The 17,710-nt window shown below is 39.4% G+C and carries 15 protein-coding genes; 11 read left to right on the top strand and 4 right to left on the bottom strand.

The features are described 5' to 3' along the window. Positions 1-75 precede the first annotated feature (75 nt). The 11 genes from EO131_RS04615 (at position 76) to EO131_RS04565 (ending at position 13,722) form a co-directional block, all read left to right on the top strand. Positions 76-2,988 (top strand): glycoside hydrolase family 3 N-terminal domain-containing protein, encoded by a 2,913-nt coding sequence (locus tag EO131_RS04615; RefSeq protein WP_127019376.1) that lies wholly within the window; start codon positions 76-78, stop codon positions 2,986-2,988. Between the two features lie 29 nt (positions 2,989-3,017). Then, the gene (gene bshA / locus EO131_RS04610; RefSeq protein WP_127019374.1) at positions 3,018-4,160 is read left to right on the top strand and encodes an N-acetyl-alpha-D-glucosaminyl L-malate synthase BshA; all 1,143 of its coding nucleotides are present in this window, start codon (positions 3,018-3,020) and stop codon (positions 4,158-4,160) included. Beyond that, a complete protein-coding gene (locus EO131_RS04605; protein WP_127019372.1) occupies positions 4,160-4,621 on the top strand; it encodes a hypothetical protein in 462 nt (153 codons plus the stop codon). Before bshA ends, EO131_RS04605 begins: the two co-directional genes overlap by 1 nt. 114 nt (positions 4,622-4,735) lie before the next feature. Beyond that, on the top strand, positions 4,736-5,905 hold the full coding sequence (locus EO131_RS04600; protein WP_127019370.1) for an OmpA family protein: 1,170 nt from the start codon (positions 4,736-4,738) through the stop codon (positions 5,903-5,905). 130 nt (positions 5,906-6,035) lie between these two features. Further along, entirely contained in the window at positions 6,036-7,742 is a 1,707-nt protein-coding gene (locus EO131_RS04595; RefSeq protein WP_127019368.1) for a carbamoyltransferase family protein, read from the top strand. Positions 7,743-7,758: 16 nt separating this feature from the next. Continuing rightward, entirely contained in the window at positions 7,759-9,210 is a 1,452-nt protein-coding gene (locus EO131_RS04590) for an MBOAT family O-acyltransferase (protein ID WP_127019366.1), read from the top strand. A 5-nt stretch (positions 9,211-9,215) separates the two neighbouring features. Further along, the gene (locus EO131_RS04585; protein WP_127019364.1) at positions 9,216-10,157 is read left to right on the top strand and encodes an SGNH/GDSL hydrolase family protein; all 942 of its coding nucleotides are present in this window, start codon (positions 9,216-9,218) and stop codon (positions 10,155-10,157) included. Positions 10,158-10,181: 24 nt separating this feature from the next. After that, positions 10,182-10,967, top strand: coding sequence for a formyl transferase (locus EO131_RS04580; protein ID WP_206512842.1), 786 nt, complete (start codon positions 10,182-10,184; stop codon positions 10,965-10,967). A 46-nt stretch (positions 10,968-11,013) separates the two neighbouring features. Next, positions 11,014-11,643, top strand: coding sequence for a sugar transferase (locus EO131_RS04575; protein ID WP_127019362.1), 630 nt, complete (start codon positions 11,014-11,016; stop codon positions 11,641-11,643). Continuing rightward, the gene (locus EO131_RS04570) at positions 11,640-12,650 is read left to right on the top strand and encodes a hypothetical protein (protein ID WP_127019360.1); all 1,011 of its coding nucleotides are present in this window, start codon (positions 11,640-11,642) and stop codon (positions 12,648-12,650) included. The genes EO131_RS04575 and EO131_RS04570 overlap by 4 nt, the downstream gene beginning before the upstream one ends. Before the next feature lie 16 nt (positions 12,651-12,666). Next, a complete protein-coding gene (locus EO131_RS04565) occupies positions 12,667-13,722 on the top strand; it encodes an ATP-grasp domain-containing protein (protein WP_127019358.1) in 1,056 nt (351 codons plus the stop codon). 51 nt (positions 13,723-13,773) lie between these two features. Here the strand turns inward: EO131_RS04565 and EO131_RS04560 are convergent, their stop codons facing one another. The 4 genes from EO131_RS04560 to EO131_RS04545 form a co-directional block, all read right to left on the bottom strand. After that, positions 13,774-14,382, bottom strand: a complete 609-nt coding sequence (locus EO131_RS04560) for a sugar transferase (protein ID WP_313790025.1) — start codon at positions 14,380-14,382, stop codon at positions 13,774-13,776. An 87-nt stretch (positions 14,383-14,469) separates the two neighbouring features. Continuing rightward, positions 14,470-15,123, bottom strand: coding sequence for an acetyltransferase (locus EO131_RS04555; RefSeq protein ID WP_127019354.1), 654 nt, complete (start codon positions 15,121-15,123; stop codon positions 14,470-14,472). A 127-nt stretch (positions 15,124-15,250) separates the two neighbouring features. After that, complete coding sequence (locus EO131_RS04550) at positions 15,251-16,327, bottom strand: glycosyltransferase family 4 protein (RefSeq protein ID WP_313790024.1); 1,077 nt, start codon at positions 16,325-16,327, stop codon at positions 15,251-15,253. 249 nt (positions 16,328-16,576) lie between these two features. Then, positions 16,577-17,698, bottom strand: a complete 1,122-nt coding sequence (locus EO131_RS04545) for a glycosyltransferase (protein WP_127019350.1) — start codon at positions 17,696-17,698, stop codon at positions 16,577-16,579. Positions 17,699-17,710 lie beyond the last annotated feature (12 nt).

Here is a 17,710-nt window from a genome sequence, read left to right as displayed (position 1 = left end):
CTTAATTTCCGTGCATTCTTCGATGAAATGCAATATTTTTATCCCTATAAAGTTCATGTCCTAGACAAGATATTTATGCGGATAAACCTCTATTTTTCCCTTTTAATTTTCATTGGTTTACAAACATTTGGTCAAAACAATCCATTGATTGTCAAGGATTCTGTGGCCCAAATGGCATGGGTGGAAAACCAGTACAACAACATGTCGTTGCAGGAACGCATCGGCCAGTTGTTTATGGTAAGTATAGCCTCAAACCAGGATAAATCCGCAAGTGATAAAATTAAAACCTTGGTTCGGGAGCAAGGTTTGGGCGGGGTCATATTTTTATCGGGTAGCCCGGTAAAACAGGCCCAAATGACCAATAGTTTTCAATCGGAAGCCAAAATTCCCTTGTTGATTGGAACGGATGCCGAATGGGGCTTGGCCATGCGTTTGGATTCAACCTATGCCTTTCCCTGGAACATGACCTTGGGTGCCATACAGGATAGCAATCTGGTCCGGAACATTGGAAACCAAATAGGGAAGCATGCCAAACGATTGGGGGTGCATATCAATTTTGCTCCCGATCTGGATGTGAACAACAATCCCAGAAATCCGATAATCGGAAACCGTTCCTTTGGAGAAGATCCCAAAAAGGTCGCCAAAAATGGTATTGCTTTTTTAACGGGAATGGAAGCTGAGGGAGTCATGTCCAGTGGCAAACATTTTCCCGGACATGGCAATACGGCGACAGATTCACACAAGGCTTTACCGGTAATAGAAGGGTTTAAGGAAGAATTGGATTCCATTGAGCTATTACCTTTTAAAAAAGCTATTGCACACGGTTTGAGTTCTGTGATGGTAGCCCATCTGAATGTGCCCAGTTTGGAAAGCAGGGAAGGTTATCCATCTACGTTGTCCAGGTCGATAGTAACCGATTTGCTTCAAAACGAATTGGGATTTAAGGGGTTGGTAGTTACGGATGCCCTTAATATGAAAGCGGTATCCGAATTTGTGCCAGAAGGAGAGGTGGAACTGGAAGCATTTTTGGCCGGTAATGATTTGCTGTTGATGCCCCAGAACGTGGCCAAGGCCAATGAAAAATTGATGGAGGCCTATAATTCAGGAATCATATCCGAGGAACGCTTGGCGTTTTCCGTAAAGAAAATATTGATGGCTAAGTACAAGGCAGGGTTGAACAATTATCAACCCGTACCCCTTGAAAACTTGTATGAAGACCTAAATTCCATTGAAAACGAGGTTATCCATGAAGCAGCGATGGAGGGAGCGCTTACCGTTGTAAAAAACAATTTTGCGCTCATGCCCATCAAAAAGCTGGACATCAAAAAAATGGCCTACGTGCATTTTGGGGATGCACCTGGGGACGCATTTATAAAAACATTGAACAAATATGCCGAAGTCACGCCGATCAGTGCAAAGGATATTGCAGGCTATCGGGACCAATTGGCGAATTTTAACCTGGTCATTATTGGGTTCCATAAGGACAAAACCAGCCCTTGGAAGGACTTTAAATTCACGCAGACGGAATTGTATTGGTTGGAGGAGATTGCGCGTTTACGGACGAGCAATACCATTTTAACGGTATTTGCCAAGCCCTATGCGCTTTTGGATGTGGCAAATTTTGATGCCATTGACGGTGTGGTCATGGCTTACCAAAACAGTGACATTGCCCAAGAAAAGGCGGCGGAATTGATTTTTGGGGCCATTGGCGCTAGCGGTAAGCTACCTGTTTCCGCCCATGCCGAGTTTCCCGTAGGAACAGGTATTGCCTTAAAGCCCATTCAACGTTTGGGCTATAGCATTCCGGAAAGGGTGGGAATGAGTTCAATGCTTTTGGCCGCGGTGGATTCTTTGGTACAGGATGGGCTTGATTCCTTGATGTTTCCCGGGGCACAGGTTTTGGTGGCCAGAAGAGGCAAGGTCATCTATGACAAAAACTTTGGAAAGCCCACCTATGATTCAAACAAGCAAATCACAGATTCGTCCATTTACGATTTGGCGTCGTTGACAAAGATATTGTCAACACTGCCTATGATCATGAAGATGGAGGAAGAGGGCAGGATCAGTTTGAACGATACCTTCAAGGATTTGATACCAGAATATGCCGATACGGAGTTAAAGGATGTAACCGTGTTAAAAGCACTGTCCCATTATGGCAGATTACCCTCTTGGATCGCTTTTTACTTGGACACCTTGAACAAAGATAGAAAGCCGTCAAACGAATTTTATAGAAACAATCCTTCGGAAGCATTTCCGTATAAGGTAGCAGAGCAATTGTATCTCACCCGTTCGTATAAGGATTCCATATACAATCGTATTGGCCGGCAAAGTTTAAAATCGAACCGTTATCGGTACAGCGATGTGGGCTATTACGTTTTCAAGGAATATATAGAGAGCACCTATCAAAAATCCATTGACGTTTTGATTGATGAATTCCTTTTTATACCTATGGGACTGCAGCGAACATTGTATAATCCATTAAGAAAATTTGACAAGGATGAGATAGTTCCGACTGAGGAGGACGACTATTATCGATACCAGACCGTTCAGGGCTATGTGCATGATATGGGAGCGGCCATGCAAGGTGGAGTAGGAGGCCATGCCGGACTGTTCAGTACGGCCAATGAAGTGGCAAAGATCATGCAAATGTATTTGCAGGGAGGCTATTACGGGGGAGAGCGTTTTTTGAATGAACGCACCATCCGAAAATTCAATACCTGCTATTTTTGTAATAATAATGTGCGTAGGGGCGTGGGATTTGATAAACCACAGTTGGAGGATACAGGACCGACCTGTGGCTGTGTTTCGAGAAAGAGTTTTGGGCACAGTGGTTTTACAGGAACATTTACCTGGGCCGACCCGGATGAAGAAATTGTGTATGTATTTCTATCCAATAGAACTTATCCGTCAGCCACAAATAACCTGTTGATCAAGTCCGGTTTACGAACACGGATCCAACAGGCAATTTATGATTCCATTATACGGTAGGCATTGAATATTGCCTTAGATTTGTTTTTATGAAGATTGCAATTGTATGTTACCCAACCTTTGGAGGTAGTGGTGTTGTGGCCACAGAATTGGGTATAGCCCTTGCGGGCAGGGGACATGAGGTCCACTTTATTACCTATCGGCAGCCGGTTCGGTTGGAGTTGTTGGGCAACAACATTCATTTTCATGAGGTTCACGTTCCCGAATATCCGTTGTTCCATTATCAGCCTTATGAGCTTGCGCTTTCCAGTAAATTGGTGGATACCGTCAAACTTTACGATATAGAGGTGCTTCATGTGCACTATGCCATTCCCCATGCTTATGCCGGGTACATGGCCAAAAAGATGTTGCAAGAGTCCGGGATTTTCATTCCAATGATCACCACCTTACACGGAACGGACATCACTTTGGTGGGCAAACACCCCTTTTATAAACCTGCGGTTACCTTCAGTATCAATAAATCGGATGTTGTTACATCGGTTTCGGAGGCATTGAAACAAAGTACTCTGGAACTTTTCGATATTGAAAAAGAAATTGAGGTAATTCCCAATTTTATTGAAATCTCCAAATACCGAAACGTGTATACGGACTGCCAACGATCTATGATGGCAAAACCGGAGGAGCGGATTATAACCCATATCTCCAATTTTAGGAAGGTAAAACGGATTCCCGATGTGATCAAGGTATTTCACCAAATCCAGAAGGAAGTCCCGGCAAAATTGGTTATGGTCGGTGAAGGTCCGGAAAAGGAAAAAGCTGAACAATTGTGTGATGACCTGGGCTTGAAGGATAAAGTATTGTTTTTGGGGAACAGTACCGAAATTGACCGCATCCTTTGTTTTTCCGATCTCTTTTTGTTGCCATCGGAAACGGAAAGCTTCGGATTGGCCGCATTGGAAGCCATGATCAATAAGGTGGCCGTTATCTCCAGTAACACGGGTGGCATTCCTGAAGTGAACATTGATGGAGTATCGGGCTATATGGCTCCGGTTGGTGATGTGGAAACCATGGCGCGAAAGGCCATCGAAATCTTGAGGGACGATGCGATTTTGGAGAAGTTCAAGGAAAATGCGTTCAAGGTAGCATCCAAGTTCGATATTGTACATATATTGCCCATGTACGAAGAAATTTATGATAAGGCGTACAAATCCAGGTTTAAGAATACTTTTTGATGATGAAATGGTTTTTTTTGATCGTTTTGGTAACCTTATCCTCTTGCAGGGCACAAAAGGAAATTAAACCTATGGGAAAGGAAATTGATGGCTTGGAATTGATTGAACATCAGGAAATGGGCCCCTTTCTTTCTTTTGATACGCAAGTGGTCCGAGATGTAAAATCGTTGCGGAAAATTTATACGGAAATCAACAAAACACGAAAACCGGGTCTTCCCGTTCCCGACGTGGATTTTTCAAAAGATATGGTGGTTCTGGTCTGCTTGGGTGAGCAAAAAACGCAAAGGAATTTACTACTGTCCGTACTTAAAGAGTCGGATGATGAGACGGTGATTGCGGTGGAATCCAAAGAGGTGAAATCAGCCAAAACAGAATTGTCCGGATCGACCACCTATCCCTTTTATCTATACAAATTGCCGATTATCGATACCTCGGTTTCTTTCCAACCCATTGAAGAATAGGTTTGTAATTTTTCCTGTTGCTACTTGTCGAATAATATCGCACTTGAAAGTGCAAAGTTTAGCTTTTAAAAAGGTTGAAATAACTTTGTAGTCGAAATCCTCAAATCGAATACCATGAAAATTTCAAGACTCGCCTTATTGGCAATCACAGTTATTTTATCGACATCCGTTTTCGCCCAGGAGGTGGAAATGACCAAAAAAGACAGTATCGTGCAAAGCTACTGGTTGGTAACCCTCGGAACCAACATTGTGGATGATTCCGGTGATGAGTTCGGCGAGCTTTTTGATCTGAGCGAAGGTTGGAACATGGTACCTTATCCATCAAGGGTGAGTGTGGGCCGTTATTTCAAAAACGGTCTTGGATTGGAAGCCATAGGTAGTTACAACAAATACAAAGAAGGCAAAATAATTGATGGCAACGTAAACCCAGAAGATATTGATTATTGGGCACTTGATTTTAGGGTAAGCTATGATTTGAATATGATTCTGGGCGAAACAGGATTCTTTGATCCTTATATTGGAATTGGAGCAGGCTATACCGATGCCAATAATCAAGGCAGGGGAACCTACAATGCCATTATTGGTTTCAGAACATGGTTTTCCGACCATTGGGGATTGGATTTGAGTTCTACCGGTAAATGGGCCATGGATACCGAAAATGCATCCAATCACATACAGCACGCCCTCGGTGTAGCCTATAGGTTCGAGGTAGAAAAAGGACTTTCTAGAAAGGGACAGGAAAAACTGGCCTTGTTGCAAGAAATGGAAAAGGAGCAACAGCGTAATCAGGATTCCATTGCAAAGGCTGAAGAGGAGGCCCGATTATTGGCCGAGCGCCTACAAAAAGAAAAAGAAGCCGTTGAAATGGCAGCTGCCGAAAAAGCCAAGAAAGATGCGGAAGAAGCCCGTCGTGCAAAACTCCAGACCCAGATCAGTAATTTGGGCAATGTGTACTTTAAGTTGAATTCTTCCTACTTAACAAATCAGGACAAAGAATTGTTAGATGAGTTAGTTGCCATTATGGAAAGTGAGCCCAGCCTTATGATTAAGGTCACGGCCCATACGGACTCCAGGGGGGCAGAAAAATACAACCAATGGTTATCGGAGCGAAGGGCTGAAAGAACTGTGGAATATGTACTTTCCAAAGGGATTTCTGAGGATAGGATAAACCATGAAGCATTTGGTGAAACCAGATTGGTAAACGAATGTAAGGATGGGATTTATTGTACAGAGGACAAACACGCCCAGAACAGAAGGTCAGAGTTTGTAATTGAGCAATACTAAATGCAAGTCCCTTATCGATAAAAAGTCATTTTTAACGAGTATCTGGAATAATAAAGAATTAAGGGTTTATTTTCAACGATCAAACAACCAAAACCTAAAAGCAGTCCCCCTTAAACAAATTGATGATAACATGGTCATACTTGGATTAAATTATTTTTTCCATGACTCCTCTGCATGTATTGTAGAGAATGGTCAACTTAAATCCGCAATTGAGGAGGAACGTTTAAACAGGGACAAGCACACAAGGGAATTTCCCAAACTATCTGCCCAAAGATGTTTAAAAGATGCAGGTTTATCCTTTGAGGATGTAGATTATATTGCTGTTTCCATTAAACCGAAGCACAATTGGTTCAATAAAGTGATTTATGTGCTTTCCTATTTTTTGGGATTACTCAAATCCAAAAATTTGATGCGTTTTGTTGGTCATCATGTGGGACATACTTATTTGATGCAACGAAACTTTTGGGCTTGGTATAATGAGAACTGGAGAAAAAGCAACAAAAAACCAAAGGTTTATTTTATTGAACATCATTTGACCCATGTTGCCGGTTCATTTTTAATTTCGCCCTATAAAAGTGCTGCCTTATTGGGCATAGACGGTTCGGGTGAATGGGCCACTACTTGGATAGGACACGGAAAGGATAATCAGATTACTAAAATTAGCGAGAATTTTTTTCCACACTCCTTGGGTTCATTTTATGAAGCTGTTACCCAATTTTGTGGATTCAAGCCCAATTATGATGAAGGCAAAACCATGGGATTGGCGCCTATGGGAAATCCTGACACTTATTTGGATGAAGTTAACAAGATAATCAGTGTGGATTCCAAGGGAAGGTTTGAGTTGGACTTGAGCTATTTTAACTTTCAATATTTAGCTACCAAAAGGTACTCCGATAAATTTGAGGAGATTTTTGGACCCGCCCGTAAACCGGATGAGAAGTTTACACAAAGGCATCAAGATGTTGCGGCAGCTTTTCAGAGGGTCTTGGAAAACAAGGTTCTGGAAATTTGCGATATCTTATATGAACAAACGAAGGAGGATTACTTAGTCATTGCTGGTGGTGTATCCCTTAATAGTGTAATGAATGGAAGGATTGTTCGAGAAAGCAAGTTCAAGGATGTTTACGTAATGCCGGCGGCAGGTGATAATGGAACTGCTCTTGGAGCTGCATATTACGTGTATAATGGGATATTGAACAATCCAAGAAATTTTGTTCATGACAATCCTTATTTAGGAACATCATATACCAACGAAGAAATAAAAGCTGTTTTAGATGGTGCCAAATTGAAATATGAGTATGTGGAGGATATTTGTGATAAGGCAGCAGAGCTTTTACAGCACGGAAAAATAATTGGATGGTTTCAAGGAAAAATGGAAGTAGGGCCTAGAGCCTTGGGAAGCAGGAGCATATTGGCAAACCCTGCTTTTCCTGATATGAAAGATAAGATAAATGCAGAAGTGAAGTTTAGGGAGGCCTATAGGCCTTTTGCTCCTTCAGCAATTGTGGAGGCCAAGGATGATTTTTTTGATCTTGAGGTTGAGGCGCCGTTTATGCTAAAGGTGTGCAATGTGCTTGAAGAAAAACAAAGCGTTATTCCTGCCGTTACACACGTAGATGGAAGTGCACGATTGCAAACGGTCCGAAAAGAACTACACCCCAGATATTATGAAGTAATTGAAAAACTTGGATCAAAGACCGGAGTGCCCGTTGTACTGAATACGAGCTTTAACATTCAGGGTGAGCCAGTTGTGGAGTCCCCGAAGGATGCCATAAGGTGTTTCTGGTCGACCGGACTCGATGCCCTCGTCATCGGAAATTACGTTTTATCCAAATAACTATTATTATAAGTCTATGTTGTTCAACTCGTTGGAGTTTTTTATTTTCTTGCCAATAGTATATGTTGCCTATTGGTTTCTGAACAAAAGGTCCCTTAAACTCCAAAATCTTTTGCTATTGGTAGCCAGTTATGTTTTTTACGGCTGGTGGGATTATCGATTTCTATCCCTGATTCTTTTTTCAACTGTGGTGGATTATGCAGTTGGGCTTGGAATGGCCAAAAGTACCGATCGGCATAGAAAACGTGTATATCTTTGGATAAGTTTAATCTGTAATCTGGGTCTTCTGGGCTTCTTTAAGTACTACAACTTTTTTGTTGATTCCTTTGTTGAAGCCTTTTCCTTTTTCGGGCACCACATAGATAATGTTTGGACCCTCAATATTATCCTGCCAGTAGGTATTTCATTTTATACTTTCCAAACACTGTCATATTCTCTTGATATTTACAAGGGACAATTGAAACCTACCAAGGATTTTGTGGCCTTTGCTGCTTTTGTGAGCTTTTTTCCTCAATTGGTGGCCGGTCCTATTGAGCGGGCATCCAACCTATTGCCGCAAATCACAGGAAAAAGAAATTTTGATTATCGCCAAGCAACCGATGGCCTAAAATTGATGTTATGGGGCTTGTTCAAAAAAGTTGCCATTGCGGATTCCTTGGCTCCCATTGTGGACGATATTTTTACCAATGCCGCGGATTACCCATCCTCAACCCTTGCCTTGGGAGCAATATTTTTTGGCTTCCAGATCTATGGGGATTTTTCAGGTTATTCAGATATCGCCATTGGTACTTCAAAACTTTTTGGAATAGAGCTTATGTCCAATTTTAAGTTTCCTTATTTTTCAAGGAACATTGCAGAATTTTGGAGAAGATGGCACATTTCACTTTCCACTTGGTTCAGGGATTATCTCTACATACCCTTGGGTGGATCAAAGTATGGCATGCAGAAAACCATCAGAAATGTATTCATCATTTTTGTTGTCAGCGGGTTTTGGCATGGTGCCAATTGGACCTTTATTGCGTGGGGCGCTTTACACGCGCTGCTTTTTATTCCCTTATTGGTAATGGGTAAAAATCGTTTGTATGTCAATAAATCATTGGGTTCCAAGGCACTTATCCCCAGGTTGGGTGAAGTTGGGAAAATTGTACTGACCTTTATTCTGGTGAGTATAACTTGGATATTCTTCAGGGCACAGACCATATCGGATGCCTTGTCCTATATTCTACGTTTGTTCGGTGATTTTTCATTTGCGTCGTACCAGCACCCCATGGGGTATAGGATGATCGATTTTTATGTTTTGCTCATTGTATTTGTCATTTATGAATATCTGATCCATGAGAACGAAAGATTACCAGTTCCGTTCAAAAACAGGATGGTCCGGTTGTTCGTTTATATAATGCTGTTCTTTGGGCTACTTTTGTTCTATGATAGTGGAATGGATAGGTCGTTTATTTACTTTCAATTTTAATGGAAATGGTAAAATTGGTTTCAAAAATACTTTTGTACTTCATCATATCGCTAGTAGTACTCGAGATATTGGTCAGGGCATTTCATCTCTATAATGATAGACCAGAACGATTTGTGGATAATGATAGTCTGAACAAATGGGTGCCAGGCCAAGAAGGGTATTCGGTTTACGGCAATCGCCGGCAGGTATTTGCAAAATATCACATTAATTCATCGGGGTACAACTCATACCGTGAATTCGAGCCTTCGGAGGATGGGGTTGAGGTCGCTTTGATTGGGGACTCTTTTATTGAAGGGTTCCATCAAGATTACGATAATTCTATCGGAAAAAAAGTGGAGAACAATCTAAACGGCAAGGTGGAGGTATTTGAATACGGTCATTCGGCCAACGATTTGGCGGACCAATTGCATACCATACAAAGTTATTCGCAAGAATTTAAAGCCATCGATTACATTGTGATATCCATTCGGTATGAAGATGATTTGACCAGGGGAGCATATAAACCCATTAACCGTATTCCAGGCTATGGTTTTTTAAAGTATAGCAAGCTATTGGTCTATGTACAGGATATTGGATTGATCGACCCCGCTAAACGGATGGTTGCCAAGATTTTGGCTTTTAAAAATAACAGAACCAAGAAATCCGAAACTACTGAAGCTCAAATCGACTTGTCTACCACCTTTATCAATAACTTTAAAAGTTTGATCGATAGTTACGGTTTGGATAAAGATAGAACCGCCTTTCTTTTAGATGGAAGCATCACCGATCAGAGATTTTTGGATTATCTTAAGGATGAAAATATAGATGTCATTGATTATGCCCAAGTGTTTTATAACGATAATGTGCCCAAAACCCTAATTTTCGACCAACATTGGAATAACAAGGGAAGGACGTTGATTGCTGATTTGATTGCGGATTATGTCAGTATGAAGGAAGAAAATAAGTAATTGAAAATATAAAAACGAAGCGTTTTGAAAATCGTATTACTAACATCAACATCATTAAGAAGTAAAATTGCCTATCCCTATCTGAGAGATAAATATGATATTTCTGGTGTGGTCATCGACAATTCAAACAAGGTGTTGAAAATAAGGAGGCAGAGAATTAAACGCCGGATTAAGAAGATGGGAATCTTTACGGTTTGTCAACAATTTTTATTTTGTCAAATGGTGATTCCAATGCTAATCCGGGTAGGTAAACGCAGAATCAACGAGATAGTTGGAAAGTTTAAAATAGAAAATCCCATAGGTCATGAAGAGGCCATCGAAGTGGAAAATATCAACGATAAGCGAACACTTGACTACCTAAAACAAAAAGCACCGGATTTAGTCATTGTCCACGGCACGTCAATTCTTTCATCGAGTACTTTGTCCCATATTGATTGTCCAATTATCAACTTTCATATAGGAATCACGCCTCGTTATCGTGGATTGCATGGAGGTTATTGGGCCTTATACAATAAAGATGAGGAAAACTTCGGATCAACGGTCCATTTTGTTGATTCGGGGATAGATACGGGAAATGTGATAGTCCAAAAAAGAATCAAGCCTACCAAAGCCGATAATTTTTACACTTACCAGATTTTGCAGACAGTTGGATGCTTGGATTGTTTTGACCATGCAATAGAACATATCAATCAACGAACACAGACAGCGAAGAAAAAAAAGACCAACAAGAAAAAGGAAGTTTCGAAGTTTTATTCACACCCGACAATAACCCAATACTTTTATGGCAGATTATTTTTGGGAGTTAAATAAGTATATGTTAGTCAGAAATGTACAATTAACAGTGAAATAAGGAAACATGTACCAGCAATATATCAAAAGAACAATCGATTTTTTAGCCGCAATGATTGGACTGGTATTTCTTTTGCCTGTTTTTTTGGTGATTTCATTGCTCTTGGCCCTTACCATGGATGGAAAGGTGTTGTTCACCCAATCCCGAGTTGGTAAAGGGAACAAAATCTTTAAGGTTTTTAAATTTAAGAGCATGAACGACAAAAGGGATGCCAATGGAGAACTTTTGGCCAATGAAGAACGATTGACAAAGCTTGGCAGATTTATTCGTTCCACATCATTGGACGAGTTGCCCCAGTTGTTCAATGTAATAAAAGGCGACATGAGTTTTATTGGCCCAAGGCCACTTCATGTAAGGTATCTGGACTATTACACTGAGGAAGAAGTAAAACGACATTTGGTACGACCCGGAATAACCGGACTGGCCCAAGTTTCTGGAAGAAATGCCCTGAATTGGGACAATAGGCTCCAGTTGGATGTGGCGTATGTAAACAATGTTTCACTATTTGAAGACATGAGGATATTACTTTTAACGGTAAAAAAGATTTTTAATACTTCGGAAATCAAGTCTGAGGGCATTGAGTCATTGGATGAATATAGGGATAGACTTTTATTGGAAAAGGAGGGAAGCATATGATTTTTGAGGTTTTTGACGAGAAAAAGTGGGATTCTGTCCTTTTAAGGATAGGACACTACGATTTTTATCATACATTCAAGTACCACTTTTACAATCGGAAAAGTGAAGAGGCCCCCATCTTAATTGTTTATGAGAACAACGGAACATTGATTGCGTTCCCCTTTTTAAAAAGGAGCATTGATGATGAATGTTCTGATTTGACCTCGGTCCACGGAAAGGTTGGACCCGTTGCCAAAATTGCGAAATCGACATTTGACAATACTGATTTTAAAAAGGAATTTGAAGAATACCTGATAGATCATAATATTGTATCAATATTTTCCAAACTAAACCCGTTTATCAAGGGACAGCACGCAATATTATCTGGTTTGGGCGAAATTGTCTGTACAGGAGAAAACATGTATTTTGATCAATTGGAAAGTGAGGAGGAGCAAATAGAACAATACAGTAAAAGTACCAGGAAAAAAATTAGAAGACTTCAGGAGTACGCAATTGTTAGGGAGTGTGAAAATGATGAAGAAATTGATTTTTTCATAGAGCAACATTATAGGAACATGGAGCGGATTGGCGGTTCTGAAGAATATTTCTTCTCCAAGGAATATTTAAAAAGCTTATTTGAGTATGAAATGGTGAACGCCAAGATTCTGTTTGCTGTGAACACGGAGAACAATGAGATAATGGCAGGTAAGCTAAATGTGCAAACCAATCAAATTGTGGAAAGTGAAATTGGCTGGACTGTGGATAAATATAGGGACAACAGTCCAATGGCCATTTTATGGGACGAGGCCAGAAGAATGTTCAAAAATGAAGAGATTGTTTGTATCAACATGGGCGGAGGTCCTGGAGGCAGAAACGGCGGGGTCATGTTGGGCAAAAGAAGGTTTACCAAGCACTATATAAATTTCCATATTTGGAAATATATTGTGGATTTGGAAAAATATAATGCATTATGCTCGGAGGAACAGTTGATTTCGAATTCGGACTTTTTTCCGAAATATAGATCTTGAAATTCAAAAAAAAAAGATGGCTGTGAACATATTATTCACTTGCGCAGGTAGGAGAAACTATCTGATAAATTATTTCAAGGATGCCCTTAACGGTAAGGGAAAAGTTGTTGCAGTGGACAGCAATTTAATGGCCCCGGCTTTGGTTGATGCAGATTTGGCCATCAAAGTTCCAAGTATTTATGATTCAAATTATATTTCTGCACTTGAGAATGTGATCAAGGATCATGATATCAATGCGGTAATTTCGTTGAACGATTTGGAACTCCCTATTTTGGCGGCAAATCGAAGCAGGTTGAGTTCACCATCTTGTAATATAATCATCTCTAGCCAAGAGGTAATCGAAATTGGTTTCGATAAATGGAAGACACACCAATTTATTGAAAGTATTGGATTGAATTCTCCTATGACCTTTATCAATTTTGAAGACGCAGTAAACGCTTTGGATGATGGAGCGCTTAATTTCCCAGTTGTCATAAAGCCTCGTTGGGGAAGTGCTTCCATCGGTATTGATTTTCCAGAGAATATGGAGGAGTTGGAACTGAATTACCGGCTTTTAAAAATTAGATTGGAACGAACGATATTGAAAAAAGTAAGCCAGCAGGCATCGAACGAAGCAATCCTAATTCAAGAAAAGGTGGATGCCGTTGAGTATGGAATGGATATTTTGAATGATTTTGATGGCAACTATTATGGAACCTATGCCCGAGAAAAAATTGGTATGCGCGCTGGAGAAACGGATAGGGCGCGATCTGTTTTAGATGATAATTTAGAAAAAGTTGGTAGGACTATTGGGAAAAACTTAGGCCATATCGGCAACTTGGATTGCGATGTTTTTTATGCCAATGGACAGGTTCATGTGCTGGAATTGAACCCACGCTTTGGAGGTGGTTATCCTTTTTCGCATGAAGCAGGTGTCAACATAGCGGCCATCTATATTGCCTGGCTACAAGGCAATACAGAAGTGGATTGTTTCGACAACTATGAAGCTGGGAAAATATTTTCGAAGTGTGACCGACTAATGGAAATTGGACGTATCAATGTTCCAATTGAAACCATAAAAATGAGAAGGTAACCTATCCGAACAATTTTCAATTGGATTTTCAATGGGTAACCATACCGGTTCTTACTTTTTTAGTCCACTGTTTTTTTGTTGTATTCTTCTATATTGATCAAACGGAAGCATAGGCCCTTGCATAAGAATAACATCGGAACCTTTAAGTACTTTTTGTGCTGTCTTCAGAAGAATTTTTAGATCTAAGAAAAACGACATATTTTCAACATATTCCACATCTTTTTCCAATTTCTCATCCCAAGATATTGCATTACGACCGGAAACCTGTGCCAATCCAGTAATGCCCGGCCTGACTGTATGTCGAAGTTGTTCTTTGTGCGTATAATAAGGAAGGTAGTGTACACGTAAGGGCCTTGGACCAATCAGGCTCATGTCTCCTTTAACGACATTGATCAATTGTGGAATTTCGTCCAGCGAAAATTTACGCATAAAATTACCCAACTTGGTAACACGTTCATTATCAGGTAAAAGATTGCCATCGTTATCGCGGGCATCGGTCATGGTCTTGAATTTCATAATCCGGAACACTCTTTCACCCATGCCCGGTCTCTCTTGGAAAAAGAAAGGAGAGTCTTTTGTGGTTATGATCATGTATAGATAAATTAGTATAAATACAGGAGATAAAACGAGAAGTCCAATTGAGGATATTAAAAAATCCAAAAACCTTTTAATGTAATTTTTATACAATGTACTCAATCTTGTTTTAAACTTGATGTTTGGCCATAGCAGTAATTAGCACCAATTGAATCAGGGTGTTAAATTATGATGATTAACAGTCTTGATGACTTTTCCAGGATTACCCACGACCACGGCATAATCGGGTACATCTTTAATGATGACTGCTCCAGCGCCGATCACGCTTGATTTACCTATCAATTTCACCCCTGTCATCACAATGGCACCAATACCAATAAAGCTCTTGGATTCAATTGTGATATTTGCTCCAATATTTGCTCCTGTGGAAATAAAACAACCTGTTTTAATTGTTGTATGATGGGCAATATTGGCATTTACGCTAATTATGGTAAAATCACTGATATTTACATTGGTCCAAATAAAAGAGTTTGCATGCAATACACATCCCTGACCCAAAGTGGCTGATTCACTTATGATTACGGAAGGATGTATTAAGTTTGGTAGAAATCCACCTTTTTCTACAATAATTTTTGAAATGTGACTTCTAATTGCATTATCACCTATTGCAACTACAAAATTGTTGTTTTCAACATCGATTTTGTTAAAATCAATGTTTCCTAAAACTGGAACAGAGTTTATATAATTCCCATGTTTAGATTTGTTATCATCGTAGAATCCAAGAACTTCATAGTCCAATTGGGTGACAAGTTCATATATAACTTCTCCATATGTTCCAGATCCTATGATTGATATTTTCTGTTTCATTGGTTTTAACTTGAGGTTAAGCGATTAGGAATGTTCCTTAAAGGTATGAATAATGTGTTTTTATTTGGGCCACTAATTTATGTTATAATAACTATGCTTCTCGTACCAAAATCGTTATTGCTATATTTTACTTAATAAATAGTTCATTGTAGCAATTCAAAATTTCTTGGTGAACATACTCACGTGAGAAATTATCTATCATGAACTTTCGAATTTCTTCTGGGGATTCTTCTATTTTTGTGGTTATTAGTTCCACCATGGCCTTGGTTAGGGCCTCAACGTCCTTTACGGGTACTATCAAACCATTTTTATTATTTCTTATTAGCTCATTGCATCCATTGATATCGGAAACAATGGAAGGAATTCCCATGGTACAGGCTTGCATAACTACATTTGGAAAACCTTCACGATAACTGGGAAATGCCAGAGCATTGGAAATAGCGAAAAATGGTCTAACGTCTGCTTGCCAACCAACTGAAATTATGGAATCATTACTTTCAATATTTTGTTCGGTTTCAAGGGAAATGGGATCCAGTTGTTTTTCATGCCCACCTACCAAAATTAATTTGATATCATGGAATTGTTTTCTGGTATCAATAAAGGCTTCGACCAATTCTTGCACACCTTTATCTTTAACAATTCGCCCTACAAATACAAAAACAAAATCGTTTGGCTCAATATTCAGTGATCTACGGAAATTTGCTTTAAAGTCCTCGTCATATAATTTGGGATCAAAATAATTTATGTCAATTCCATTGGAACTACCATGGCCAATTACTTTAAACTTCCAGGGCTTTGCATACTTCTGTTCCTCGACAAATTTATGAAGGCCGAATGAATTGGGATATACATGGGTTGCACAACCGTAGGTCAATTTTTCTACAAAATCCAATATGAGTCGTTTTAATCCTGTGGCTTCCATAAGAGGTAAGCCTGCAATGGTATGCAATCTGTGTGGAACACCTGCAAAATATGCTGCCATCATGCCCAAAGTGCCTGCTTTGGGTGTATGGGTGTGGACAATATCAGGTTTTTCAGACTTAAAAATTTTGTAAAGAGTCCAAAGTGCCTTTAAATCATTAATAGGAGTTATTTTACGGGTCATTTCAACGGGATAGGTCTTGATACCTTCCTGTATGCCAACCTCAGCAAGCCTGCCTTCTCCAGGTGAGGATATCCCTACCACCTCAAAATATTGACTCATGAATCTGAGTTGTCCACGGAGTAACCCACCCAATGAGTTGGGAACTGTGGTTATACGAATTATTTTTCTCTTTTTCTCTGCCATTCTAGTGGTTGAAGGAAACTAATGAAATGAAATTCCAAAATGAAGTATTTAATTGAATAAAATAATATTTCACAAAAAACTAAACGTTGATTATATGGTGCTAGTATTTTGAAAATATTTATATGGTTTGGTTTATTGGTTTTTGACAGTTTTCTACAATTTTATTTAAACGATAATTTCTCCCATAATTTTTTCATAAAATGATTGAACACTTCGTTTTTCGAGGTATTCATTAAAAATTGCTCTTTTAGCACTATTATCGTTTACCATTGCATTTTCCATGGAAATTGCCAGCGCTTCAACATCTTTTGTCGGACAAGTGTAAATGCCAGGAATTTTATCAATCCCACCAGCAGACAGGGTACTTACCACTGAATTGTTTTGTGACATCATTTGTAAAAGTACGTTTGGAAAACCTTCAATTCGGGAAGACATGACACAGGATTGAGCCATTTTGAAAAAAGGGAAAACATTCGTCTGAAAGCCCTTAAGATATACCCTGTTGTTTAAATTAAGTGCTTTGATTTTTTCTTCCAGAAATGGTCGTTGAGCACCTTCTCCCAAAATATAAAGGTTCAACTTGGGCCATTTGTCCTTTATCCTTTCAAATGCGTCTATTAAAATATCAAATCCCTTTTTTGGATGTAATGACCCTGCTGCAACAATATATGGTGGACTTTGGCTTAATTCTGGCATTGGTACCTTGGATTTTTCTGCAATATCTTCTAGATCGATCGGGTTTTCGATTACAACTACCTTTTTACTTCTCAACCAAGGAATGGATTCCAATAACTGTTCTTTCATGAACACTGTTTGGCAAATGACCAAATCTACCTTTTGATACCCAATTTTGTAGCCCAATTTATAACGTTGCAATTTTATACCCTTCAATAGTTTGAATATCGAATTTGATTCCCGAACAACAACCTTGGTTTTTTTTAAAAAGCCTATTCTTTTAAACAATCCTACGGCACTATTTATCAAGGTTTGGGTTGAGAAGGTATATCTGATCCTGTATCTGGAGAACACAAAAATTAAATAAGGATAAAGCAAAAGAAAATTTAGTTTTATCCACTTGGGACCAAACGGAAAGTAAACAACCTTGCCCTTTTGCTCCATAAATTCCCAGCAACCCATATTTTTTCTGCCAAGGCAAATCATCATACAATAGTGATTTTGCTTCACTAAATTTTTAAAAAAATTGATTTGCTGTAATTCCGACCCTCCACCAAAAGTGTCCGATAGGACAATTCCAAACCAATCTATATTATTTTTCTTTTTAGCCAAAACTTCAAATTT

It is taken from the genome of Flagellimonas beolgyonensis (genome assembly GCF_003992615.1).
Classification (GTDB): domain Bacteria; phylum Bacteroidota; class Bacteroidia; order Flavobacteriales; family Flavobacteriaceae; genus Flagellimonas; species Flagellimonas beolgyonensis.
Note: the sequence above shows the minus strand (reverse complement) of the source record. Positions and strands in the feature narration are given on the sequence as shown.